General features: G+C 67.9%; 18 protein-coding genes. 5 read left to right on the top strand and 13 right to left on the bottom strand.

Translation table 11 applies throughout. From position 1 onward, the window contains the following. Position 1: 1 nt before the first annotated feature. Positions 2–637, bottom strand: a complete 636-nt coding sequence (purN, locus tag EL388_RS01330) for a phosphoribosylglycinamide formyltransferase (protein WP_197721807.1) — start codon at positions 635–637, stop codon at positions 2–4. Next, positions 634–1,680, bottom strand: coding sequence for a phosphoribosylformylglycinamidine cyclo-ligase (purM, locus tag EL388_RS01325; RefSeq protein ID WP_126458515.1), 1,047 nt, complete (start codon positions 1,678–1,680; stop codon positions 634–636). The genes purN and purM overlap by 4 nt, the downstream gene beginning before the upstream one ends. Positions 1,681–1,718: 38 nt before the next feature. On the opposite strand from purM, the gene EL388_RS01320 reads away from it, so the two are divergent. Beyond that, positions 1,719–2,753, top strand: coding sequence for an AI-2E family transporter (locus EL388_RS01320; RefSeq protein WP_126458512.1), 1,035 nt, complete (start codon positions 1,719–1,721; stop codon positions 2,751–2,753). On the opposite strand, the gene EL388_RS01315 is transcribed toward EL388_RS01320, so the two are convergent. Next, positions 2,750–3,133, bottom strand: a complete 384-nt coding sequence (locus tag EL388_RS01315) for an FxsA family protein (protein ID WP_126458509.1) — start codon at positions 3,131–3,133, stop codon at positions 2,750–2,752. The two genes, EL388_RS01320 and EL388_RS01315, sit on opposite strands and share 4 nt — an antisense overlap. Before the next feature lie 11 nt (positions 3,134–3,144). Between EL388_RS01315 and cutA the strand changes: the two genes are divergently transcribed. Genes cutA through EL388_RS01295 form a run of 4 tightly spaced genes read left to right on the top strand, consistent with a single transcriptional unit; the run spans position 3,145 to position 7,014 of the window. Then, positions 3,145–3,465: a divalent-cation tolerance protein CutA gene (gene cutA, locus EL388_RS01310; RefSeq protein ID WP_126458506.1), complete on the top strand. Its 321-nt coding sequence runs from the start codon at positions 3,145–3,147 to the stop codon at positions 3,463–3,465. Positions 3,466–3,488: 23 nt separating this feature from the next. Further along, positions 3,489–5,723: a protein-disulfide reductase DsbD gene (locus tag EL388_RS01305; protein WP_126458503.1), complete on the top strand. Its 2,235-nt coding sequence runs from the start codon at positions 3,489–3,491 to the stop codon at positions 5,721–5,723. Then, positions 5,720–6,271: a TlpA family protein disulfide reductase gene (locus tag EL388_RS01300; protein WP_126458500.1), complete on the top strand. Its 552-nt coding sequence runs from the start codon at positions 5,720–5,722 to the stop codon at positions 6,269–6,271. Before EL388_RS01305 ends, EL388_RS01300 begins: the two co-directional genes overlap by 4 nt. Beyond that, a complete protein-coding gene (locus EL388_RS01295) occupies positions 6,268–7,014 on the top strand; it encodes a PP-loop family protein (protein ID WP_232019151.1) in 747 nt (248 codons plus the stop codon). The genes EL388_RS01300 and EL388_RS01295 overlap by 4 nt, the downstream gene beginning before the upstream one ends. Before the next feature lie 459 nt (positions 7,015–7,473). On the opposite strand, the gene EL388_RS01290 is transcribed toward EL388_RS01295, so the two are convergent. The 10 genes from EL388_RS01290 to EL388_RS01245 form a co-directional block, all read right to left on the bottom strand. Continuing rightward, positions 7,474–7,974, bottom strand: coding sequence for a C-GCAxxG-C-C family protein (locus EL388_RS01290; RefSeq protein WP_126458497.1), 501 nt, complete (start codon positions 7,972–7,974; stop codon positions 7,474–7,476). 85 nt (positions 7,975–8,059) lie between these two features. After that, positions 8,060–9,445 (bottom strand): efflux transporter outer membrane subunit, encoded by a 1,386-nt coding sequence (locus EL388_RS01285; RefSeq protein WP_126458494.1) that lies wholly within the window; start codon positions 9,443–9,445, stop codon positions 8,060–8,062. After that, positions 9,438–12,542 (bottom strand): efflux RND transporter permease subunit, encoded by a 3,105-nt coding sequence (locus tag EL388_RS01280; RefSeq protein WP_126458491.1) that lies wholly within the window; start codon positions 12,540–12,542, stop codon positions 9,438–9,440. Before EL388_RS01280 ends, EL388_RS01285 begins: the two co-directional genes overlap by 8 nt. Before the next feature lies 1 nt (position 12,543). Further along, the gene (locus tag EL388_RS01275) at positions 12,544–13,662 is read right to left on the bottom strand and encodes an efflux RND transporter periplasmic adaptor subunit (protein ID WP_232019150.1); all 1,119 of its coding nucleotides are present in this window, start codon (positions 13,660–13,662) and stop codon (positions 12,544–12,546) included. After that, positions 13,659–14,261: a TetR/AcrR family transcriptional regulator gene (locus EL388_RS01270; protein WP_126458487.1), complete on the bottom strand. Its 603-nt coding sequence runs from the start codon at positions 14,259–14,261 to the stop codon at positions 13,659–13,661. Before EL388_RS01270 ends, EL388_RS01275 begins: the two co-directional genes overlap by 4 nt. Positions 14,262–14,359: 98 nt before the next feature. Next, a complete protein-coding gene (pap, locus tag EL388_RS01265; RefSeq protein ID WP_126458482.1) occupies positions 14,360–15,910 on the bottom strand; it encodes a polyphosphate:AMP phosphotransferase in 1,551 nt (516 codons plus the stop codon). A gap of 109 nt (positions 15,911–16,019) precedes the next feature. Continuing rightward, positions 16,020–17,228 (bottom strand): c-type cytochrome biogenesis protein CcmI, encoded by a 1,209-nt coding sequence (gene ccmI / locus EL388_RS01260; RefSeq protein WP_126458477.1) that lies wholly within the window; start codon positions 17,226–17,228, stop codon positions 16,020–16,022. Further along, complete coding sequence (locus EL388_RS01255; protein WP_126458470.1) at positions 17,225–17,692, bottom strand: cytochrome c-type biogenesis protein; 468 nt, start codon at positions 17,690–17,692, stop codon at positions 17,225–17,227. The genes ccmI and EL388_RS01255 overlap by 4 nt, the downstream gene beginning before the upstream one ends. Further along, a complete protein-coding gene (locus EL388_RS01250; RefSeq protein ID WP_126458467.1) occupies positions 17,689–18,210 on the bottom strand; it encodes a DsbE family thiol:disulfide interchange protein in 522 nt (173 codons plus the stop codon). The genes EL388_RS01255 and EL388_RS01250 overlap by 4 nt, the downstream gene beginning before the upstream one ends. Then, positions 18,207–20,195: a heme lyase CcmF/NrfE family subunit gene (locus tag EL388_RS01245; protein ID WP_126458463.1), complete on the bottom strand. Its 1,989-nt coding sequence runs from the start codon at positions 20,193–20,195 to the stop codon at positions 18,207–18,209. The genes EL388_RS01250 and EL388_RS01245 overlap by 4 nt, the downstream gene beginning before the upstream one ends. Positions 20,196–20,242 lie beyond the last annotated feature (47 nt).

Below are 20,242 nucleotides of genomic sequence, written 5' to 3'. Positions count from 1 at the left end.
GCTACCCCGCAGGCGAAATCAGGGCGTTGGCCGCGGGGGCGTTGCTGCGCACCCGGGCGCGGCCGTCGGCACTCAGCTCGACCCGGCCCTCGGCGATCCAGCGCACGGCCAGCGGATAGATGCGATGCTCCTGCTCCAGCACGCGCGCCCCCAGGCTGTCCGGCGTGTCGTCTTCCAGCACCGGCACCGCGGCCTGGACGACGATCGGCCCGGCATCCAGCTCGGGCGTGACATAGTGCACGGTGCAGCCATGCAGCTTGACGCCGGCGGCGATGGCGCGGGCATGGGTGTCGAGCCCGGTGAAGGCGGGCAGCAGCGAGGGATGGATGTTGATCATGCGCCCGGCATAGCGATTGACGAAGCCGTCGCTGAGGATGCGCATGAAACCGGCCAGGCAGACAAGATCGGCACCGTAGCCGTCGATCACCTCGGCCAGTTTCGCATCGTAGGCCTCGCGGCTGGGATAGTCCTTGTGATTGACCACGGCGGTCTCGACCCCGAGCTCACGCGCGACCGCCAGCCCCTTGGCCTCGGCCTTGTTGCTGATGACGGCGGCGAATTCGACCGGCAGCCCGGCGCGCAGTAGCGCCTCCATATTGCTGCCACGGCCGGAGATGAGGACGACGACGCGCATCAAACCACGACGGTTTGCGGCTGGCCTTCGGCGCGTTGCTCGATGCGGCCCAGGCGGTAGACGGTCTCGCCCTGCTTGCTCAGGAACTCGGCCGCGCGCTCGGCGTCATCCGCGGCGACCACGAGCACCATGCCGATGCCGCAGTTGAAGGTGCGGTGCATCTCGCGCAGCTCGACCTTGCCCTGTTCCATCAGCCACTGGAATACCGGCGGGAAGGTCCAGGCCTTGCCGTCGAGCACGGCGGTGAGGTTGTCGGCCAGGATGCGCGGGATGTTCTCCAAGAGGCCGCCGCCGGTGATGTGGGCCAGGCCCTTCACCGGCAGTTCATTCATCAGCGCCAGCAGCGGTTTGACGTAAATGCGGGTTGGTTCGAGCAGGGTCTCACCCAGAGTCTTGCCATGGAAGGCGCTGTTGAGATCGGCACCGCTGACCTCGACGATCTTGCGGATCAGCGAATAACCGTTGGAATGCGGGCCGCTCGATGCCAGACCGAGCACCGCGTCGCCCGGCTGGATGGTCTTGCCGGTGATGATGCGCGACTTCTCCACGGCGCCGACGGCGAAGCCGGCCAGGTCGTATTCGCCCGGCGGGTACATGCCGGGCATCTCGGCCGTCTCGCCGCCGATGAGGGCGCAGCCGGCGAGCTCGCAGCCCTTGGCGATGCCGGCCACCACCTGCTCGCCGGTGTTCACGTCGAGCTTGCCGCAGGCGAAGTAGTCGAGGAAGAACAGCGGCTCGGCGCCCTGGACCAGGATGTCGTTCACGCTCATCGCCACCAGGTCCTGGCCGATGGTGTCGTGCTTGTTCATCTGGAAGGCGAGCTTGAGCTTGGTGCCGACGCCGTCGGTGCCGGAGACCAGCACCGGCTCCTTGTACTTGCCGGTCAGCTCGAACAAGGCGCCGAAGCCGCCGATGCCGCCGAGCACCTCGGGGCGCAGGGTCTTCTTGGCATGGGGCTTGATACGGTCGACCAGGGCATCGCCGGCGTCGATATCGACACCGGCATCGCGATAGGAGAGTCCAGATTGGGTAGTCACGGAGAGCAGGCCGAAAAGGTTGAAAAAACAATGCTATTCTACCGCAGATGCAGCCCAATCCCGCCGCCAATCGTGCCTTGCTCACCCTGCTGGTGACTGCCGGCGGCCTCTATCTGCTCTACCTGCTGGCCCCCATCCTCACCCCCTTCCTGCTCGCCGCCGCCCTGGCCTATCTCTGCGACCCGCTGGTCGACCGGCTGGAGGTCCACAAGCTTAACCGCACCCTCGCCACCAGCCTGGTCCTGCTCGGCCTGCTGCTGGCCTTCGTGCTGCTCGCCCTGATCCTGGCGCCCCTGGTCCAGGCCGAGGCGCGGCTGTTGATGAACCAGCTGCCGCTCGCCCTGGACTGGGTGCAGCAGACCCTGCTGCCCTGGGTGGAAAAGACCTTCGGCATCGACCTCATGCAGGACCAGGCCCAGCTCGGCGACTGGCTCAAGGCCCAACTCGGCCAGGGCCAATTCACCGCCTATCTGCCCACCCTGGGCGAGGGCGGTCTGGCGGTGCTCGGCTTCCTGGTCAATCTGGTGCTGGTGCCGGTGGTCACCTTCTACCTGCTGCGCGACTGGGACCGCATCCTGGCCCACCTGGTCGGCTGGCTGCCCCGGCCCGTGGCCGGCAAGACCATCGAGATCGCCCGCGAGGTCGATGTCGTGCTGGCCGAGTTCGTCCGCGGCCAGATCGCCGTCATCCTGGTCATGGCGGTGTTCTACAGCGCCGGCCTGTGGCTGGCCGGGCTCGATTACGCCCTGGCCGTCGGCCTGGTCGCCGGCGTGCTGGTGTTCGTGCCCTATCTGGGCGTGATCGTCGGCCTGCTGCTGGGCAGCTTGGCCGGGCTCATGCAGCACGGCGAGCTGACCGCGCTGATCCCGGTCTGGGCGGTGTTCGGCCTGGGACAGGTGCTGGAGGGCATGGTCATCACCCCGCGCCTGGTCGGCGAACGGGTCGGCCTGCACCCGGTGGCGGTGATCTTCGCGCTCATGGCCTTCGGCCAGCTGTTCGGTTTCTTCGGCGTGCTGCTCGCCATCCCCGCCTCGGCCGCGCTATTGGTCGGCCTGCGCCATCTCAAGCAGCAGCTCGATTAATCCTCGCGCCGAAACTCGCCCTCGATGAAGTCGTCGTTCGCGGCCCGCGGGCCGCGCGGCCGCGGCGGCGAGGGCCAGATGAGCAGGACCAGGGCGACCACGTCGCTGATCGCGCCGGGCACGATCAACAGCACGCCGGCCAGGATGCGCCGGCCGCTCTCCCACAGCACGGCCAGTGGCGTGCGACCCTCGAAGGCGGAATACATCAGGCGCGGCAGCAGCTCGGCCCGCTCGATGCGCAGCACCACGAGGCCGGCCAGGATGGCCAGGGCCAGCCAGGCCAGGGTCCAGGCGCCGATGATTTGCCAGATCTGGTATATCCCTGCCAATTCCAGCGCCGGCAGGCCCAAAGCTATAATCGCGAAGACCAATAATTTCATACACCTATTCCATGTCAGGCAGCCAGGCCTTGCTCTGCTTCACCACTTTGCCCGACCAGGCAGCCGCGGACAAACTCGCCGAGTCCCTGGTGGCGGAACGCTTGGCCGCCTGCGTCAGCATCCTCGCCCCCTGCCGTTCGGTCTACCGCTGGCAGGGCGCCATTCACAAGGACAATGAAATCCCGCTCCTGATCAAGACCACGGCCGACCGTTATGCCGAGCTGGAGCGCCACCTCAGGCAAAACCATCCGTATGAACTACCGGAACTGATTGCCGTCGAAATTACGCAAGGCCTGCCAGCTTACCTGGACTGGCTGACTGCGCAAATCTAAGCCGAAAAAACCTTGGAGACACTATGCGCCATATCCTGACCGCCGCCCTGCTCCTGCTGGCCGCCCTGCCCCTGCGCGCCGAGGAGGACCTGCTGGAACCCGAACAGGCCTTCCGGGTCAGCGCCCGCCTGGTCGACAACGCCAATGTCGAGCTGCAGTTCCAGGTGGCCAAGGGCTATGCCCTGTACAAGGAAAAGTTCAAGTTTTCCGCCGACAGCGGCGCAAAGCTCGGCGCCCCGTCCATGCCCAAGGGCCAGATCAAGGACGACGAATATTTCGGCCGGGTCGAGACCCTGCGCGACAGCTTCAAGGTGCGCATCCCGGTCAGCTATGCCGGCGCGCCCAAACCGTTCAAGCTCATCGCCGGCTACCAAGGCTGCGCCGATGCCGGCGTCTGCTATCCGCCGCAGGAGACCACCTTTACCCTGCAGCCGGTCGTGGCCGCGGCCGCGCCGGCGACCGGCTTCCAGCCGCTCAACAGCCTGAAGCAGCTGGCGGGCGAACTCGCCGGCGGCGAGCCCGAATTGCTGCCGGCCGACCAGGCCTTCAAGCTCAGCCTCACCCCGGCCGGCAACAATGCCGTCACCGCCCGCTTCGACCTGGCCAAGAGCTATTACCTCTACCGCGACAAGATCAAGTTCAGCGTGGTCAGCCCGGCCGGCGCCAAGGTCGCCGGCATCGACCTGCCCCAGGCCGAGGAAAAGACCGACCCCAACTTCGGCAAGATGTTCGTCTACCACGACGGCTTCAGCGCCACCGTGCGCCTGGAGGGCCTGTCCGCGAACGGCGGGCCGGTCAAGCTGAAAGCCAGCTACCAGGGCTGCAGCGAAAAGGGCGTCTGCTACCCGCCGATCGACAAGAGCTTCGACCTCGTGCTCGGCAGCGCCGCAGCCGCCACCTCAACTGCACCGGCCGCACCGGCCAAGGCAGCCGCCGTCGAGCCGGAGGACACCTCGGAATCGGGGCAGATCGCCGCCATGCTCAAGGGCGGCAGCTTCTGGGTGGTGGTCGCCAGCTTCTTCGGCTTCGGTCTCTTGCTCGCGCTCACGCCTTGCGTGTTCCCGATGATCCCCATCCTGTCCGGCATCATCGTCGGCCAGGGCCATGACATCACCAAGCGCCACGGTTTCATGCTCTCGCTTGCCTACGTGCTGGGCATGGCCATCACCTATGCCCTGGCCGGCGTCGCCGCCGGCATGTCGGGCACCCTGATCTCCAACGCCCTGCAGAACCCGTGGGCACTGGGTACCGGCGCCGCCATCTTCGTCGCCCTCGCCCTGTCCATGTTCGGCTTCTACGACCTGCAGCTGCCGAGCTTCCTGCAAAGCCGTTTCACCGAGGCCAGCAACAAGATGCAAGGCGGCAAGTTCACCGGCGTGTTCGCCATGGGCGCCATCTCAGCCCTGATCGTCGGCCCCTGCGTCGCCGCTCCCCTGGCCGGCGCCCTGCTCTACATCGGCCAGACCGGCGACATGCTGCTGGGCGGCGTCTCGCTGTTCTTCATGGCCTTGGGCATGGGCGTGCCCCTGCTCCTGGTCGGCCTCTCGGCCGGCGCCCTGCTGCCGCGGGCCGGCGCCTGGATGGAGGCGGTGAAGAGCTTCTTCGGCACCCTGATGCTGGCCATCGCGATCTGGCTGGTCTCGCCGCTGCTGCCGCCGGTCGTGGTCATGCTGCTCTGGGCCGCGCTGCTGATCGTCGCCGCCATGTACCTGCGCGCGATCGACCCGCTCGAGGCCGGCGCCAGCGGCTGGCGCCGCCTGTGGAAGGGCGTCGGCATGATCGCCCTGATCGCCGGCATCAGCCTGCTGCTCGGCGCCCTGGGCGGCAGCCGCGACCTGCTGCAGCCGCTGCAGATCTTCAAGGGCGGCGCCGCCGGCAGCGCCATCGCAGGCGAGCCGGCCAAGCTGCAGTTCCGCACGGTGAAAAGCAGCGCCGAGCTCGACGCCGCCATCGCCCAAGCCAAGGGCAAGTACGTCATGCTCGACTTCTATGCCGACTGGTGCATCTCGTGCAAGGAGATGGAGCGCTTCACCTTCTCCGACGCCAAGGTGCAGGCTCGGCTGAAGGATGTGGTGCTGCTCAAGGCCGACGTCACCGGCAACACTGCCGAGGACAAGGCCCTGCTCAAGCGATTCAACCTGTTCGGCCCGCCCGGCCTGATCTTCTTCGACAAGGAAGGCAAACAATCCGGTTTTAGGGTGATCGGCTACGAGCCGCCGGAGAAATTCCTGCAGAGCCTGGACAAGGGCATGCCATGAAGCTGAAGAAACATCACCTCAGCGTCCTCATCGTCGCCGCCGTCTTCGGCGTCGCCGGTGCCTTCGTCTACAAGAAACTCAGCGACCCCACGCCGGCCGCCGACAACGGCGGGCTGAGCGAGGGCATCGACACCGGCGCGGTCATGGCCGCCAGCCTGCCCGACCTCGAAGGCAAACCGCAGCCCCTCAGCCAGTGGGCCGGCAAGGTCGTGGTCATCAACTTCTGGGCGCCCTGGTGCCCGCCCTGCCGCGAAGAGATCCCCGGCTTCATCAAGCTGCACGAGAAATACGCCGACAAGGGCCTGGTCTTCGTCGGCGTCGCCCTCGACGAGCCAAGCCGGGTGCAGGCCTATGTCGACGAAATCGGCATCCACTATCCCATCCTGGTCGGTGGCCCCGAGGCCAGCCAGTTGAGCACGCTGGCCGGCAACCGCCTGGGCGGCCTGCCCTACACCCTGGTGCTCGACCGCGACGGCAAGCCCGCCGCCACCTACACCGGCGCCGTCGCCGAGCAGAAGCTGGAAGCGCTGGTCGCGCCGCTGTTGTGACCGAAGCGCTCGAAGCGGTCAAACCCAGCCGCAGCCTGCTCACCGCCGCCGGTCGCGCGATCGGCGACTACATGATGATCCGCGATGGCGACCGGGTGCTGCTCGGGCTGTCCGGCGGCAAGGACAGCCTGTCCCTGCTCCACGTGCTGCTCCACTTGCAGAAGAAGGCGCCGATCAAGTTCGAGTTGGCCGCCTGCACTGTCGACCCGCAATCGCCCGACTTCGACCCCTCGCCGCTCAAGCCCTACCTGGAACAGCTGGGCGTGCGCTATTTCTACGACAGCCAGCCCATCGTCGAGCAGGCCCAGGCCCACATGCAGGGCGATTCCTTCTGTGCCTATTGTTCCAGGATGCGCCGCGGCATCCTCTACCGCACCGCACGGGAAAACGGCTACAACGTGCTCGCCCTGGCCCAGCACCTGGACGACCTGGCCGAGACCTTTCTCATGTCCGCCTTCTTCGGCGGCAAGCTGCGCACCATGCAGGCGCACTACCTGAACGACGCCGGCGACGTCCGCGTCATCCGGCCCTTCGTCTACGCCCGCGAGCGCCAGACCCGGGACTTCGCGAAGAATGCGGGGCTGCCGGTAATCCATGAGAACTGCCCGGCGTGTTTTTCGATGCCGATGCAGCGGTATCAGATGAAGCTGCTGTTGGAACAGCAGGAGAAGGAGCATCCGCAGTTGTTCGCGAATCTACTCACGACCATGCGGCCACTGATGGGGACGCCACCAACGATATGAGCCGCCTCGGCCTCCGGTTCGCCCTGATCTACCTCATCTGGCCACTATGCTGGGCTGCGGCCGCAGCCAACACCACCGACGTCAAAGGCAATGTCGTCTTCCTCCAAATTGGCTTATTGCCACAGATGCTGCTGCTCAGCTTTCCGGGCGGCCTTTCGTGGGCCAGCGGGCTTTGGTGGGGTTGGACGTATTTGGTTTTGGTACCCCCGTTCATGTTGCTGTTGTTTTCTTGGTGCCCGGTTCGAACGCAAACGCAGGGGTTAGCTAGAGCGCAGTACTCATTGCGCCGCATGAAATATTTATCCGGCGCCTTTTGCACACGGCAGTCCTCCGGCCGGGGGCGCCCGGCCGGAGGCCTTACGTGAACCAACAACCTCTATCCAGGCCACCGTCCCACTGCACCGTGTGTGATTCAAATCCATCCGGCGCATTACGCCTAACGGCTAATGCGCCCTACTTCTAAAGCATCTCCACCACCCACTTCGTCACCGTCGCCGTCGCCCGCGCGCACTGCTGCCCGCGCGCCGCGTCGAAGGCCTTGTACTCGTCCTCGTTCCACATGTCGTAGGTACGGCCGGTGAAGCATTGCTGGAGCTGCTCACAGGTGATGCCGCCGAACTCCTGGCGGAAGCGTTCGACCAGTTCGCGGCCCTTCTTGAAGTTGCTGATGAAGCGGCCCTTGTCCAGCTTGTCGCGGTCGCGGCCGCGCTTGGCGCTGAGGGCGACCAGGCCGCCGGTGAGGGCGCCGCAGGCGCCCTGGCCCATGAGGCCGCCGCCGCCGGAGAGGCCGTGGCTGGCCTTGATCACGCTGTCGTCGATGACGCCGACGGTCTCCTGGATGGCGGCCAGCACGCATTGCGGGCAGCAGCCGTAGTCGAGTTCATATTGCAGCGCCTTGTCGTAGGCCTGTTGCGCCAGGTTTTGCTTGTCGACCGGGGCCGGTTTGTCCGCTGTTGCCATCTGCCGCTCCGAAATATTAGGAATCGCTAATATTTCTATAGCACAGCGCCGCCGGCTGGCCAGGCGGATTTCGTCCGGCCCGACCTCAGTCGCCGCCGCCCAGGGCCTTGTACAGGGCGATGCGGGCGCCCTGGGCCTGGCGCTCGGCGGCGGCCAGGGCCTGCTCGGCGGCGAAGGCCTCGCGGCCGGCGTCGAGCACTTCCAGATAGCTGGCGAGGCCAGCCTCGGCCCGGGCCTGTACCCGCTGCAGCCGGGCCTGCTGCGCGGCCAGGTTGGCCGCCTGGGCCGCCAGCTGCTCGCGGTAGCCGGCCTGCGCGGCCAGGGCATCGGCCACCTCGCGGAAGGCCTGCTGCACGGTCTTTTCGTAGTCGGCCACGGCAGCCACCTTGCGCGCCTCGGCCAGGTCGAGGTTGGCCCGGTTGCGCCCGGCATCGAACAGCGGCAGCTTGAGCGCGGGCTGGAACGACCAGGCCTCGCTACCGGAATCGAACAGGCCGGACAGGGCGCCGCTGGCGCTGCCGAAGGCGGCGGTGAGCGAGATGCGCGGGAAGAAGGCGGCGCGGGCGGCGCCGATGTTGGCGTTGGCGGCGATCAGCCGCTGCTCGGCGGCGCGCACGTCGGGCCGGCGCAGCAGCACCGCCGAGGGCAGGCCCGGTGCCAGTTCGGCCAGGGCGGCGGGTCTGGCCGGCGGCGGCAACTCGGCAGCCATGCCGGTGAGCAGGCGCAGGGCGTTCTCGGTCTGCTGGCGCTGGCGTTTGAGTTCGGCCCACTGGGCGCGCACCGACTCGGCCAGGCTTTCGGCCGCGAGCACGTCGAGGTCGCCGGCCAGGCCGGCATCGCGCCGCTTGCGGGTGAGCTCCAGGCTCTCGCGCCGGCTGTTCAGGGTCTCGGCCGCCAGACGCTCGCGCTCGGCCAGTTCCAGCCGCTGGTACCAGGTGTTGGCGACGTCGCCGATGAGGCCGATGCGGAAGCTCCTGGCTGCCTCATCGCTGGCTAGGTACTGCGCCCGTGCCGCCTCGCTCAGGGCGGCCACCCGGCCCCAGAAATCCAATTCGAAGGCGGTCAGCCCCAAGGCCGCGTCGTAGCGGCTGGTGGTGCGCTTGGCACCGCTGCTGCTCAGATCGGCCGGGGTGCGGCTGCGGCTGCCCGTGGCCTGGGCCTCCAGCGTGGGCAGCCGGTCGGCACGGGCGACACCGGCCAGGGCGCGCGCCTCTGCCACCCGGGCCAGGGCGATCCTGAGGTCGCGGTTGTGTTCGAGCGCGGCCGCGATCAGCCCTTGCAGGGCCGGGTCGGCGAAATAGTCGCGCCAGGGCGGCAGGGCCGCCTCGGCCGCCTTGGCCTCGACATCGGGGAACTGCGCCGGCACCGGCGGGGCCGGCCGCAGGTACTCGGGCACCAGCGAGCAGCCGGCCAGCAGCGCGGCGGCGAGGGCCGCGGCCAGGCCGGCGGCGGGGAAGCGGCGATCAGTCATTTTGCGTTTCCTTTCGCGGCGGCCGCGCCGGGAAGAAGCGGCGCACCACCACGAAGAACACCGGCACCAGGAAGATGGCGAGCAGGGTGGCGGCGATCATGCCGCCGATGACGCCGGTGCCCACGGCATGGCGGCCGGCGGCGCCGGCCCCGGTGGAGATGGCGAGCGGCAGCACGCCCAGGATGAAGGCGAAGCTGGTCATCACGATCGGCCGCAGCCGCATGCGGCAGGCCTCGAGCGTGGCCGCGACCAGTTCCATGCCGTCCTCGTGCAGCTTGCGGGCGAACTCGATGATCAGGATGGCGTTCTTGGCCGACAGGCCGATGATGGCGATCAGGCCGACCTTGAAGAACACGTCGTTGGGCAGGCCGCGCAGCTGGACGGCGAGCACGGCGCCGAGCACGCCGAGCGGTACCACCAGGATGACCGCGAAGGGGATGGCCCAGCTCTCGTACAGCGCGGCCAGGGCGAGGAAGACCACCAGCAGCGACAGCGCGAACAGGATGGGCGCCTGCGCCCCGGCCAGGCGTTCCTCGAACGAGGTGCCGGACCAGGCGAAGCCGTAGCCCGGCGGCAGCTTGGCCGCGATCTCCTCCATGGCCTGCATCGCCTCGCCGGTGGAATGGCCCGGGGCCGGGCCGCCGGCGATCTTGAGCGCGGGGCTGCCGTTGTAGCGGTCGAGCTTGGGCAGGCCGACCACCCACTGCGGCCGGGCGATCTCGCCCAGCTGCACGATGCCGCCCTGACGGTTGCGCACCGGCAGCCGCATCAGGTCTTCCGGCGTCTTGCGCAGGTCGGCCTCGGCCTGCATCTGCACCTTGAGGATGCGGCCCTGGCGCACGAAGTCGTTGACGTAGGCGACGCCGATGGCCGAGGCCAGGGTGTCGTTCAGCTCGGCCATGTCGATCGAGAGGGCCTGGGCCTTCTCCCGATCGATGTCGAGATAGACCTGCGGCCCCGGTTCCTGGCCCTCGGGCCGCACGCCGGCCAGGCGCGGGTCCTGGCTGGCCAGGCCGAGCACCCTGTTGCGCACCTCCAGCAGCGCCTCGCGGCCCTGGCCGGTGCGGTCCAGCAGCCGGAAATCGAAGCCGCCGACGGCGCCCAGCTCGGGGATGGGCGGCGGGTTGACCGCGAACACCATGGCCTCCTTGATCTGCATGAAGCCGCCCATGGCGCGGCCGATGACGCCCTGGGCCGAGTGTTCCCTGCCGCCGCGCGCGTCCCAGTCCTTGAGCCGGGTGAACACCAGCGCGGCATTCTGGCCCCGGCCGAAGAAGGAAAAGCCGACCACGCCGATCACGCGCTCGACCTCGGGCTGGTTAAGGTAGAACCGCTCGACCCGCGACAGCACCTCGACCGTGCGCTCCTGGGTGGCACCGCCGGGCAGCTGGACCAGGGTGATGAAATAGCCCTGGTCCTCCTCGGGCAGGAAGCTGCCGGGCAGCCGGGCGAACAGCCAGCCGGTGGCGAGCACGACCGCGAGATAGATCGCCATCCAGCGCCCGCTGCGGGCGAGGATGCGGGCGGTGGTGCCGCGGTAGCGCTCGGTCACCCGGCCGAAGAAGCGGTTGAACCAGCGCTTCGCGTCGGCCTCGGCCTCGCTCGGCTTGAGCAGGGTCGCGCACATGGCCGGCGTCAGCGACAGCGCCATCAGCACCGAAAAACCCATGGTCAGGATCAGGGTGGTGGCGAACTGGCGATAGATGGCGCCGACCGAGCCGCCGAAGAACAGCATGGGCATGAACACGGCCGAGAGCACCACCGAGATGCCGAGGATGGCGCCGAGTATCTGGTCCATCGCCTTGAGCGTGGCCGGCAGCGGCGCCAGGTGTTCCTCGCGCATGATGCGCTCGACGTTCTCGACCACGACGATGGCGTCGTCGACCAGGATGCCGATGGCGAGCACCATGGCGAACAGGGTGAGCACGTTGATGGAAAAGCCGAAGGCATAGAGGCCGGCGGTGGCGCCGGCCAGCGCCACCGGCACCACCACGGCGGGCACCAGGGTGGTGCGCCAGTGGCCGAGGAAAACGTACATCACGACGAAGACCAGGAGCATGGCCTCGCCCAGGGTCTTCACCACCTCGAAGATGGAGATCTCGACGAAGCGCGAGGTGTCGTAGGGGATGGCCCAGTCGATGCCCGCCGGGAAATACTTGGCCAGCTCGGCCATGCGCGCCTTGACCGACTTGGCCACCTCCAGCGCATTGGCGCCGGGCGCCACGCGCACGGCGATGGCGGCGATGGGTTGGCCGTTCATCCGGGCATAGCGCTCGTAGCTGTCGCCGCCCAGCTCGACCCGGGCGACGTCCTTCACTTTCACCGTGGCGCCGCTCGGCAGGGCGCGCACCACGACAGCGCCGAACTCCTCCGGCGTGGCGAGCCGGCCGCGGGTGACGATCACCGCGTTGACCTGGGCGCCCTGGGCCGCCGGGGCCTGGTTCAGCTCGCCGGTGGCGAGCTGCACGTTCTGCGCCTGCAGGGCGCGCTTGACGTCGGCCGGGGTCAGGCCGTAGCTGTTGAGTTGCTCCGGCCTGAGCCAGATGCGCATGGAATATTCGCTGCCGAACAGGATCGCCTCGCCCACCCCGGGCAGGCGGCGCAGCTCGTCGAGCACATTGGCGGCGGCGTAGCTGCCGAGGTCGATGGCGCTGCGCTTGCCGTCCTTGGAATGGATGGCGACGAACATCAGGTAGTTGCGCTGCGGCTTGGTCACCGGCACGCCCAGGCGGCGCACGTCTTCCGGCAACCGCGCCTCGACCCGCTTCATGCGGTTCTGCGCCTCGACCGAGGCGATGTCGACATTGGTGCCCGGCTCGAAGGTCAGGGTGAGGGTGCCGGCGCCCAGCTCGGAGGCGGCCTCCATGTACAGGAGATGTTCGATGCCATTCATCTCCTGCTCGATCAGCTTGATCACGGTGTCCTCGACCACCTGGGCCGAAGCGCCGGGATAGGTGACGTTGAAGGCGATCTGCGGCGGCGCCACCTGCGGGTACTGCGCGACCGGCAGGTTCTTCAGCGCGATCACGCCGACCAGCATGATCAGGATGGCGATGACCCAGGCGAAGATGGGCCGATGGATAAAGAAGCGTGCCATCTCAGTTCGCCCGCTTCGCCGCGACCGGCTCGACCGGCTCGACCGGCTCAATCGGCTTGACTGGCGAACCCGGCTTGGCCTTCATCTGGCCGGAGACAATGACGCGCTCGCCCCCGGCCAGGCCCTCCTCGATCACGAAGCGGTCGCCGGCCATGGCGCCCACCTTCACCGGCCGCGGCAGCACCTTGTTTTCCGGCCCAACCAGCAGCACGAACTGGCCCTGGGGACCGGACAGCACGGCGCGCTGGGGCACGGCGATGGCATCGGGCGCCACCGCCTGGGCCAGCCGGACGCGGACAAAGGTGCCCGGCAGCAGCAGGCGCTCGGGGTTGGGGAATTCCGCCTTCAGGGTGATGGCGCCGGTGGCCGTGTCCACGCTCATGTCGCTGAAGGTGAGCCGGCCCTTGTGCGGATAGACCTGGCCGTTCTCCAGCACCAGCTCGACGCTGCGTCCCTCCGCCGCCTTCAACCTGCCGGCGGCGAGCGCCGCCTTCAGGCGCAGGACCTCGGCGTTGGGCTGGGTGAACAGCACATGCACCGGCTCCAGCTGCTCGATGGTGGCGAGCAGGGTGGCCTCGCCGCGGCCGACCAGGGCGCCCTCGGTGACCAGGGCGCGGCCGATGCGGCCGGAGATGGCGGCCGGCACGGTGGTGTTTTCCAGATCCAGGCGGGCACGCGCGAGCTGGGCCTCGGCCTGCTTCAGCGCGGCCCGGGCGGCGTCGGCCTCCTGCTGGCTGACCGCCTTGATCGGCAGCAGCGCCTCGATCCGCTGCAGGTTGAGCCGCTTCGTCTCGACCTCGGCCTCGGCCGCCTGGGCAGCGGTGCGGTAGGTGCGGTCATCCAGCTGGAACAGGGCCTGGCCCGCGCGCACGTCGCTGCCGTCCTGGAACAGTTGCTTCTCGACGATGCCCTCGACCCGGGCCCGCACCTGCGCCGTGCGCACGGCGGCCACCCGGCCGGGCAGCTCGGGCGTGAGGGTGACGGCGCCGCGGTCGGCCTCGACCACCTCGACCTCGGGCGGCGGCATGTTGCCGGGGCCGGAACCGGGACCGGCCCCCTTGTCGCCAGGGCCGCAAGCGGTGAACAGGGGCAGAAGCAGAATCGGGGCGAGGCGTTTCATTGCGTGTCCTTTCCGGCGGCGTACATGCGCAGGAAGCCATCGACCACCTGTGCCGTCTTGGCGGGTTTGAGCAAATCGGTTTGCAGATCGATCAGGCCGCGCAGGCGGTCGAAATCGATCAGCATGGCGGCAAGCATCTCGGCGGCGAAGTCCGGGTCGTCCTGGCGCAGGCTGCCGGCCGCCATGGCGCGGGCCAGGTACTCGGCCAGACGCTTGCGGGTGATGGCCGGCCCCTGGCGGAAAAACTGCCGGGCCAGTTCGGGAAAGCGCGGCGCCTCGGCGGTTACTGTGCGGAAGATGGCCAGGCCCTCGGGGCTGAGCAGCTTCTCGCGATAGGCCTGGCCGAAGGCGAGCAGGGTCTCGCGCACGGGACCGTCGCCCTCGAGGGTGACCAGGATGGACTGGATGGCGTGCTGGATCACCTCGGCGAACAGGGCGCCCTTGCCGGGAAAGTGGTTGTACAGGGTCTGCCGGGCGACCCGGGCGCGGGCGGCGATGCGGTCGATGCTGACCTGGTAGCCCTCCTCGCGGAAGGCTTCGCAAGCCGCGTCCAGCAGGCGCTGGCGGGTATCCTGAGGGGCTTCTTCTACGGCGACCATAGCGGACCTGACGATGAGTAGACTGGTCAGTCTACTTTTTCGCCAAGACGCGTGCAAGCCAAAAACCCATTTTGGAATATGGACTTAGGGCCCGGCCCCTACTTCTTCTTTGCCTTGGCTTTGGCCTTCGCGGCCTTGGCCGCCTGCCTCTTGGCCTGCTTGCGCCGCTCGGCCAGGCGGGCCTCGATCCGGTCGCACAGGGTGGTCAGGACCTTGACCCGGGCGTAGTACTTGTCGTTCGACTCGACCAGGGTCCAGGGCGCGTAGTCGGTGCTGGTGCGTTCGACCATGTCGCAGACGGCGCGCTCGTACTGGTCCCATTTCTCGCGGTTGCGCCAGTCCTCGTCGGTGATCTTGTAGCGCTTGAAGCCGGTCTGCTCGCGCTCCTTGAACCGGCGCATCTGCTCTTCCTTGCTGGTGGCCAGCCAGAACTTGACCACCACTGTGTCGTGCCGGGCGAGCTGGTCCTCGAAATCGTTGATCTCGCCGTAGGCCCGCATCCAGTCGGCCTCGGGCGCGAAGCCCTCGACCCGCTCGACCAGTACCCGGCCGTACCAGGAGCGGTCGAACAGGCTGATCCGGCCGCGCCGCGACAGGTGACGCCAGAAGCGCCAGAGGTAGGGATGGGCGCGCTCCTCCTCGGTCGGCGCCGCGATCGGGATGACCTGGTATTGCCGGGCGTCGAGCGCGCCGGTGATGCGGCGGATGCTGCCGCCCTTGCCGGCGGCGTCGTTGCCCTCGAACACCACCACCACGGAAATCTCCTTGAACAGCGGGTCGCGCACCAGCTGCACCAGACGGCCCTGCTGTTCTTCCAGGGTGCGCTCATAGGCCTTCTTGCTCAGGCGGCGACTGAGGTCGAGCGACTTGAGCACGTGGCGCTGGTCGATCGAAGGCAGCAGCGGCGGCACATGACCGGCCTTGACCGGCCCATCCTTCTCGTCCAGCCGCTTGCGCAGCGCCTCGAGCAGGATGTTGCCAACGGTGAGCTCGCGGTAGCGGGCATCGGAACCTTCGATGATGTACCAGGGCGCCTCGGCGGTGCTGGTCATGCGCAGGGCCTGCTCGTCGGCGTCGATGAACTTGTCGTACATCTCGAAATGGGCCCAGTCGCGCTTGCTCACCCGCCAGCGGGTGCGCGGATCCTTCTCCAGCGCCTTCAGCCGCTTGCGCTGCCCCTGCTTGGACAGATGGAACCAGTACTTGATCAACAGGGCGCCCTCGGCGACCAGCATCTTCTCGAAGCTGACGATGCGCTCGATCTTCTCGTGGAAGGCGGCCTGGTCGATATTGCCATAGACGTAGTCGAGGATCGGCCAGCTGTACCAGGAGCCCATGAACACCCCGATCCGCCCTTTGGGCGGCAGCACCCGCCAGAAGCGCCACATTGGCGGCCGCTCGCGCTCCTCGTCGGAAGGCTCGCCCATGCCGTGGACTTCGATGTGCCGCGGGTCCATCCACTCGTTGAGCAGGTTGACCGTCTCGCTGCGGCCGGCGCCATCGACGCCGCCGACCAGGATGATCACCTCGAATTTCTTGGCCGCGGCCAGGTCGAATTGCGCGTCGAGCAGGGCCTCGCGCAGCTTGGGCACTTCCTTGTCGTAGACCGCCTTGTCGATCTGATGGCCGAGCTCTGCCGATTCGAACATAAGATCCCCTTCTCCCGAGTTCACGCTTCATTGTAGTCAGACAGACCGCCCGGAAAAGCAAAGGGCCGCACGACCCCGAGGAGCGATGCGGCCCTGTTGTTGCGTCGGTTCAGGGCAGTTCGCGGTCGATCACCAGCTTGAGGTTGCGGCTGCCGACCTTGACCGGCTCCAGCCGGCCCTCGAGATCGCCCCTGCCGGCATTGGCCTGGCCGGAGTTGGCGATGCGGGCCACCAGCTGGACCTGCTTCTGGCCGGCGAGGCTCTGTCCGGCCAGGGCCATGGTGTCGTCGATCTCGAACGGCAGCGGCAGTTCGCCGACCGGCATGCGGAAGGCCGCCAGCGGCATGCCCTGACCGCCGACCGGGCGGACGAAGACGAACAGGATGGCCTGGTTGCTGATCTTGCCCTTGAGCCCGGCGGTGACATCAACCGTGCCCTGGATGGAGGGGCCGAGGTCGATCGGCTTGCCGGCCTGCGCAGCCAAGTGTCGGGCCTCCTGGATGGCCCGGCGCAGCTCGGCGACGTAGCCCGAGTCAGGCGGGGCCAGGGCCAGCAGGGCGCGCCAGTGCGTCACCGCCTTGGCGTAGTCCTGTTTCTGGAAGGCCTGAATGCCGGCCAGCTCATGGGCCTTGGGGTCGTTGGCATCGAGCCTGAGCGCCTTGGCCACCAGCTGCATCGGCTCGCCCTCGAGATTGCGCCCCTGGAGCATGGCCGTCGCCTCGGCCAGACCGGACCAGACCGCGGCCTCGTTCGGCACCAGTTCGGTCGCCTTAAGGTAGGCAGCCTTGGCGTCCTGCCAGCGCTCGAGCGCGCCGTAGGTGCGCGCCAGCATGAACCAGCCACGGGCGTCTTTGGGATTGGCCGCCAGTTTGCGCTCGGCCGAGCGGACCATGGCCTCGACGCTGGCCGGCCCCTCGGGGCCCTCGGCCGCAACCTGGATGGCCAGGGGATTGCCCAGGGCGAAATAGAGGCCGAAGGCGGCCAGCGGCAGCGCGGCGCCCAGGCCGTAGGCCAGCCGGCGGCTGCGGCCCGTGCCGGCGGCACCCGCCTCGACCGGCTCCAGTGCGTCCTCGGCCAAGCGCACCTCCAACTCCGCCTTGGCGATGGCGTACTGCTCGTCGCTCAACAGGCCGTTGCGGTGGTCGGCCTCCAGCTCGTGCAACTGGTCGCGATAGACGGCGATGTTGATCCGGTTCCGTTCCGTCGCATCGGCCTGATTACGGCCGCGCAGCAGGGGGCGCATGACCAGCAACACGGCCACGGCGACGGCGATCAGGGCGAGCACCCAGAACAGGGCCACGGTCCAATGCATGTTCATTGTTTATCCTCGTTTTCTGCCAGGAGCCTGGCCGCCTGCCGGCGGGCCGCTTCGTCGATCTGCGGCGCCTGCAGATTGCGCCGGCGGCGCAGGGTGACGAACCAGACGATGCCGCCGATGGCGATGAACAGCGCCGGCCCCAGCCAGAGCAGCAAGGTCGCCGCCCTGAACGGCGGCTTGTAGAGCACGAAGTCGCCATAGCGGCTGGTCAGGTAGTCGATCACCTGCTGGTCGTTCTTGCCGGCCTGCATCTGCTCGCGGATTTCGCGCCGCAGATCGGCCGCCAGGTCGGCGCGGGAGCCGGCCAGTGACTCGTTCTGGCAGACCAGGCAGCGCAGGTCCTCGGCCAGCTTGTTCATGCGCTGCTCGATCTCGGGGTTTTCGGCATTGGGCTGGGCCTCGCCGGCATGGCCCGGCAGCGCCAGAAAGCCGCACAACAAGGCGATCAGATAGCGATGCTTCATACCCCCAGCTCCTTCAACAGCGGCTCGAACTTCTCCTGCCAGGCCTCGCGCGTCACCGGCCCGGTGTGCTTGTAGCGGATGACGCCGGCACGGTCGATCAAGTAGGTCTCGGGCACGCCATAGACGCCGTAGTCGATGCCGATCTTGCCCTCGGGGTCGACCACCGACAGGGTGTACGGATTGCCCAGCTGCGCCAGCCAGCCCTTGGCCGCGTCCGGCTGGTCCTTGTAGTTGAGGCCGACGATGGGCAGGCGCTTGGCCTGGGAAAGTTCGACCAGGAAGGGGTGCTCCTCGCGGCAGGACACGCACCAGGAGGCCCAGACGTTGAACAGCCAGACCTGGCCTTTCATGTCCGCCGGGGCGAAGGCCTTGTCCGACTCGAACAGCTGCGGCTGGGCGAAGGCCGGCGCCGGCTTGCCGATGAAGGGCGACGGCACCTCGCGCGGATTCAAGGACAGTCCGACGTAGAAAAAGATGGCCAGGACGACGAAGACGATAAAGGGGATGAAGCGTTTCATGCCTGCTGGCCCTCCACGGCCGCCGTTGCCGGCTTGGCCTGCTGTGTCTCTTTCTTGAAGGCGATGCGGTAGCGCCGGTCGGAGGCGGCCAGGACACCGCCGATGGCGAGGAACAGGCCGCCGAGCCAGAGCCAGTCGACGAAGGGCTTGTGATAGACCCGCACGCTCCAGGCGCCGTTCGCCAGCGGCTCGCCGAGCGAGACATAGACGTCGCGCAGCAGGCCATAGTCGATGCCGGCCTCGGTCATCGGCATGCCGGAGGCGTTGTACACCCGCTTCTCCGGCTGCAAGGTGAACAACGGCTTGCCCTCGCGGCTGACCTCGACCTGGCCGCGCATGGCCTGGTAGTTGGGGCCGGGCACCTGGGTGGCGCCCTTGAAGGTGAAGGTATAGCCGGCCAGCTCGACGTAGTCGCCGATGTTCATGCGCACGTCGCGGTCGGTCTGATAGTGCGAGACCACGGTGGCGCCGCAGACCGCCAGGGCGAGGCCGAAATGGGCCAGCTGCATGCCCCAGAAGCTGCGCGGCAGCGCCTTGAGCCGAGTGCTCAGGCTGCCTTCGCCGTGCTGCACGCGGCCGACAAAGCCGAGCGCCACGGTGAACACGATCCACAGAGTGAGGAAGAGGCCGAGGCTGGCCATGAAGTTGAGACCCCCCTGGGTCAGCGGCAGCAGGGCGGCGGTGATCAGGGCGACGGCGAAGGCCCACTTCAGGCGGATGGCCAGTTCAGGCAGGTCGGCCTGCTTCCAGCGGACCAGGGGACCGACACCGACCAGGAACAGGGCCGGGGTGAACAGGGGCACGAACACCGCATTGAAATAGGGCGGGCCGACCGAGATCTTGCCCATGTTCAGGGCGTCCATGAACAGGGGATAGAGCGTGCCCAGCAGGACCGAACCCAGGGCCGCGATCAGCAGGGCGTTGTTGGCCAGCAGCAGCGACTCGCGGGAGAACCAGGCGAAACCGCCACCGGCGGCCAGCCGCGGCGCGCGCCAGGCATAGAGCAGGAGCGAGCCACCGATCACCACGCCGAGGAAGCCGAGGATGAACACGCCACGCGCCGGGTCGGTGGCGAAGGCGTGGACCGAGGAGAGCACGCCGGAACGGACCAGGAAGGTGCCGAGCAGCGAGAGCGAGAAGGCGGCGATGGCGAGCAGCACGGTCCAGCTCTTGAAGGCGCCACGCTTTTCGGTGACCGCGAGCGAGTGGATCAGCGCGGTGCCGGCCAGCCAGGGCATGAACGAGGCGTTCTCGGTCGGATCCCAGAACCACCAGCCGCCCCAGCCCAGCTCGTAATAGGCCCACCAGCTGCCCAGGGCGATGCCGACGGTGAGGAAGGTCCAGGCCACCGTGGTCCAGGGCCGCGACCAGCGGGCCCAGGCCGCGTCGAGCTTGCCCGACAGCAGGGCGGCGATGGCGAAGGCGAAGGCGACCGAGAAGCCGACATAGCCCATGTAGAGCATGGGCGGATGCAGCACCATGCCCGGGTCCTGCAACAGCGGGTTCATGTCGTTGCCTTCGGCCGCCGCCGGCACCAGGCGCAGGAAGGGGTTGGAGGTGGTCAGGAGGAAGGCGAGGAAGCCGCTGCTGATCAGGCCCATGACGCCGATCACCCGCGCCGCCATGTCTTCCGGTAGATGCCTGGAGAACACCGTCACGGCGGTGGTCCAGACGCCGAGGATCAACGCCCAGAGCAAGAGCGAGCCCTCGTGCGAGCCCCAGGTGGCGGTGAAGCGGTAGATCGCCGGCAGCTGGGAATAGGAGTTGCGAGCGACGTTCTCGACCGAGAAGTCGTGGGTCAAAAAGGCATAGGCCAGGCAGCCGAAGGCGATGGCGACGAAGACGAACTGCCCTTGCGCCGCCGGCCGCGCTACCGCCATGAAAGCGGCATTGCCGCGGTGGGCGCCGACGATGGGCAGGATGCCCTGGGCCAGGGCCAGCAAGAGGGCGACGATCAGCGCGAAATGGCCGAGTTCAGGGATCATGGGGAAGTCCTCTCTATTGCTGCACTACTGTGGCTTGCGCCTTCTGT

The organism is Sulfuritortus calidifontis, from assembly GCF_003967275.1.
Lineage (GTDB): Bacteria > Pseudomonadota > Gammaproteobacteria > Burkholderiales > Thiobacillaceae > Sulfuritortus > Sulfuritortus calidifontis.
This window is presented reverse-complemented; position numbering and strand designations above follow the sequence as displayed.

What these genes read in the sequence shown, in the direction of transcription:
- EL388_RS01320 (WP_126458512.1), top strand. Translation starts at nt 1,719, where the DNA reads ATGCAGCCCAATCCCGCCGCCAATCGTGCCTTGCTCACCCTGCTGGTG.
- EL388_RS01315 (WP_126458509.1), bottom strand. Translation starts at nt 3,133, where the DNA reads ATGAAATTATTGGTCTTCGCGATTATAGCTTTGGGCCTGCCGGCGCTG.
- cutA (WP_126458506.1), top strand. Translation starts at nt 3,145, where the DNA reads ATGTCAGGCAGCCAGGCCTTGCTCTGCTTCACCACTTTGCCCGACCAG.
- EL388_RS01305 (WP_126458503.1), top strand. Translation starts at nt 3,489, where the DNA reads ATGCGCCATATCCTGACCGCCGCCCTGCTCCTGCTGGCCGCCCTGCCC.
- EL388_RS01300 (WP_126458500.1), top strand. Translation starts at nt 5,720, where the DNA reads ATGAAGCTGAAGAAACATCACCTCAGCGTCCTCATCGTCGCCGCCGTC.
- EL388_RS01290 (WP_126458497.1), bottom strand. Translation starts at nt 7,974, where the DNA reads ATGGCAACAGCGGACAAACCGGCCCCGGTCGACAAGCAAAACCTGGCG.
- EL388_RS01285 (WP_126458494.1), bottom strand. Translation starts at nt 9,445, where the DNA reads ATGACTGATCGCCGCTTCCCCGCCGCCGGCCTGGCCGCGGCCCTCGCC.
- EL388_RS01280 (WP_126458491.1), bottom strand. Translation starts at nt 12,542, where the DNA reads ATGGCACGCTTCTTTATCCATCGGCCCATCTTCGCCTGGGTCATCGCC.
- EL388_RS01275 (WP_232019150.1), bottom strand. Translation starts at nt 13,662, where the DNA reads ATGAAACGCCTCGCCCCGATTCTGCTTCTGCCCCTGTTCACCGCTTGC.
- EL388_RS01270 (WP_126458487.1), bottom strand. Translation starts at nt 14,261, where the DNA reads ATGGTCGCCGTAGAAGAAGCCCCTCAGGATACCCGCCAGCGCCTGCTG.
- pap (WP_126458482.1), bottom strand. Translation starts at nt 15,910, where the DNA reads ATGTTCGAATCGGCAGAGCTCGGCCATCAGATCGACAAGGCGGTCTAC.
- ccmI (WP_126458477.1), bottom strand. Translation starts at nt 17,228, where the DNA reads ATGAACATGCATTGGACCGTGGCCCTGTTCTGGGTGCTCGCCCTGATC.
- EL388_RS01255 (WP_126458470.1), bottom strand. Translation starts at nt 17,692, where the DNA reads ATGAAGCATCGCTATCTGATCGCCTTGTTGTGCGGCTTTCTGGCGCTG.
- EL388_RS01250 (WP_126458467.1), bottom strand. Translation starts at nt 18,210, where the DNA reads ATGAAACGCTTCATCCCCTTTATCGTCTTCGTCGTCCTGGCCATCTTT.
- EL388_RS01245 (WP_126458463.1), bottom strand. Translation starts at nt 20,195, where the DNA reads ATGATCCCTGAACTCGGCCATTTCGCGCTGATCGTCGCCCTCTTGCTG.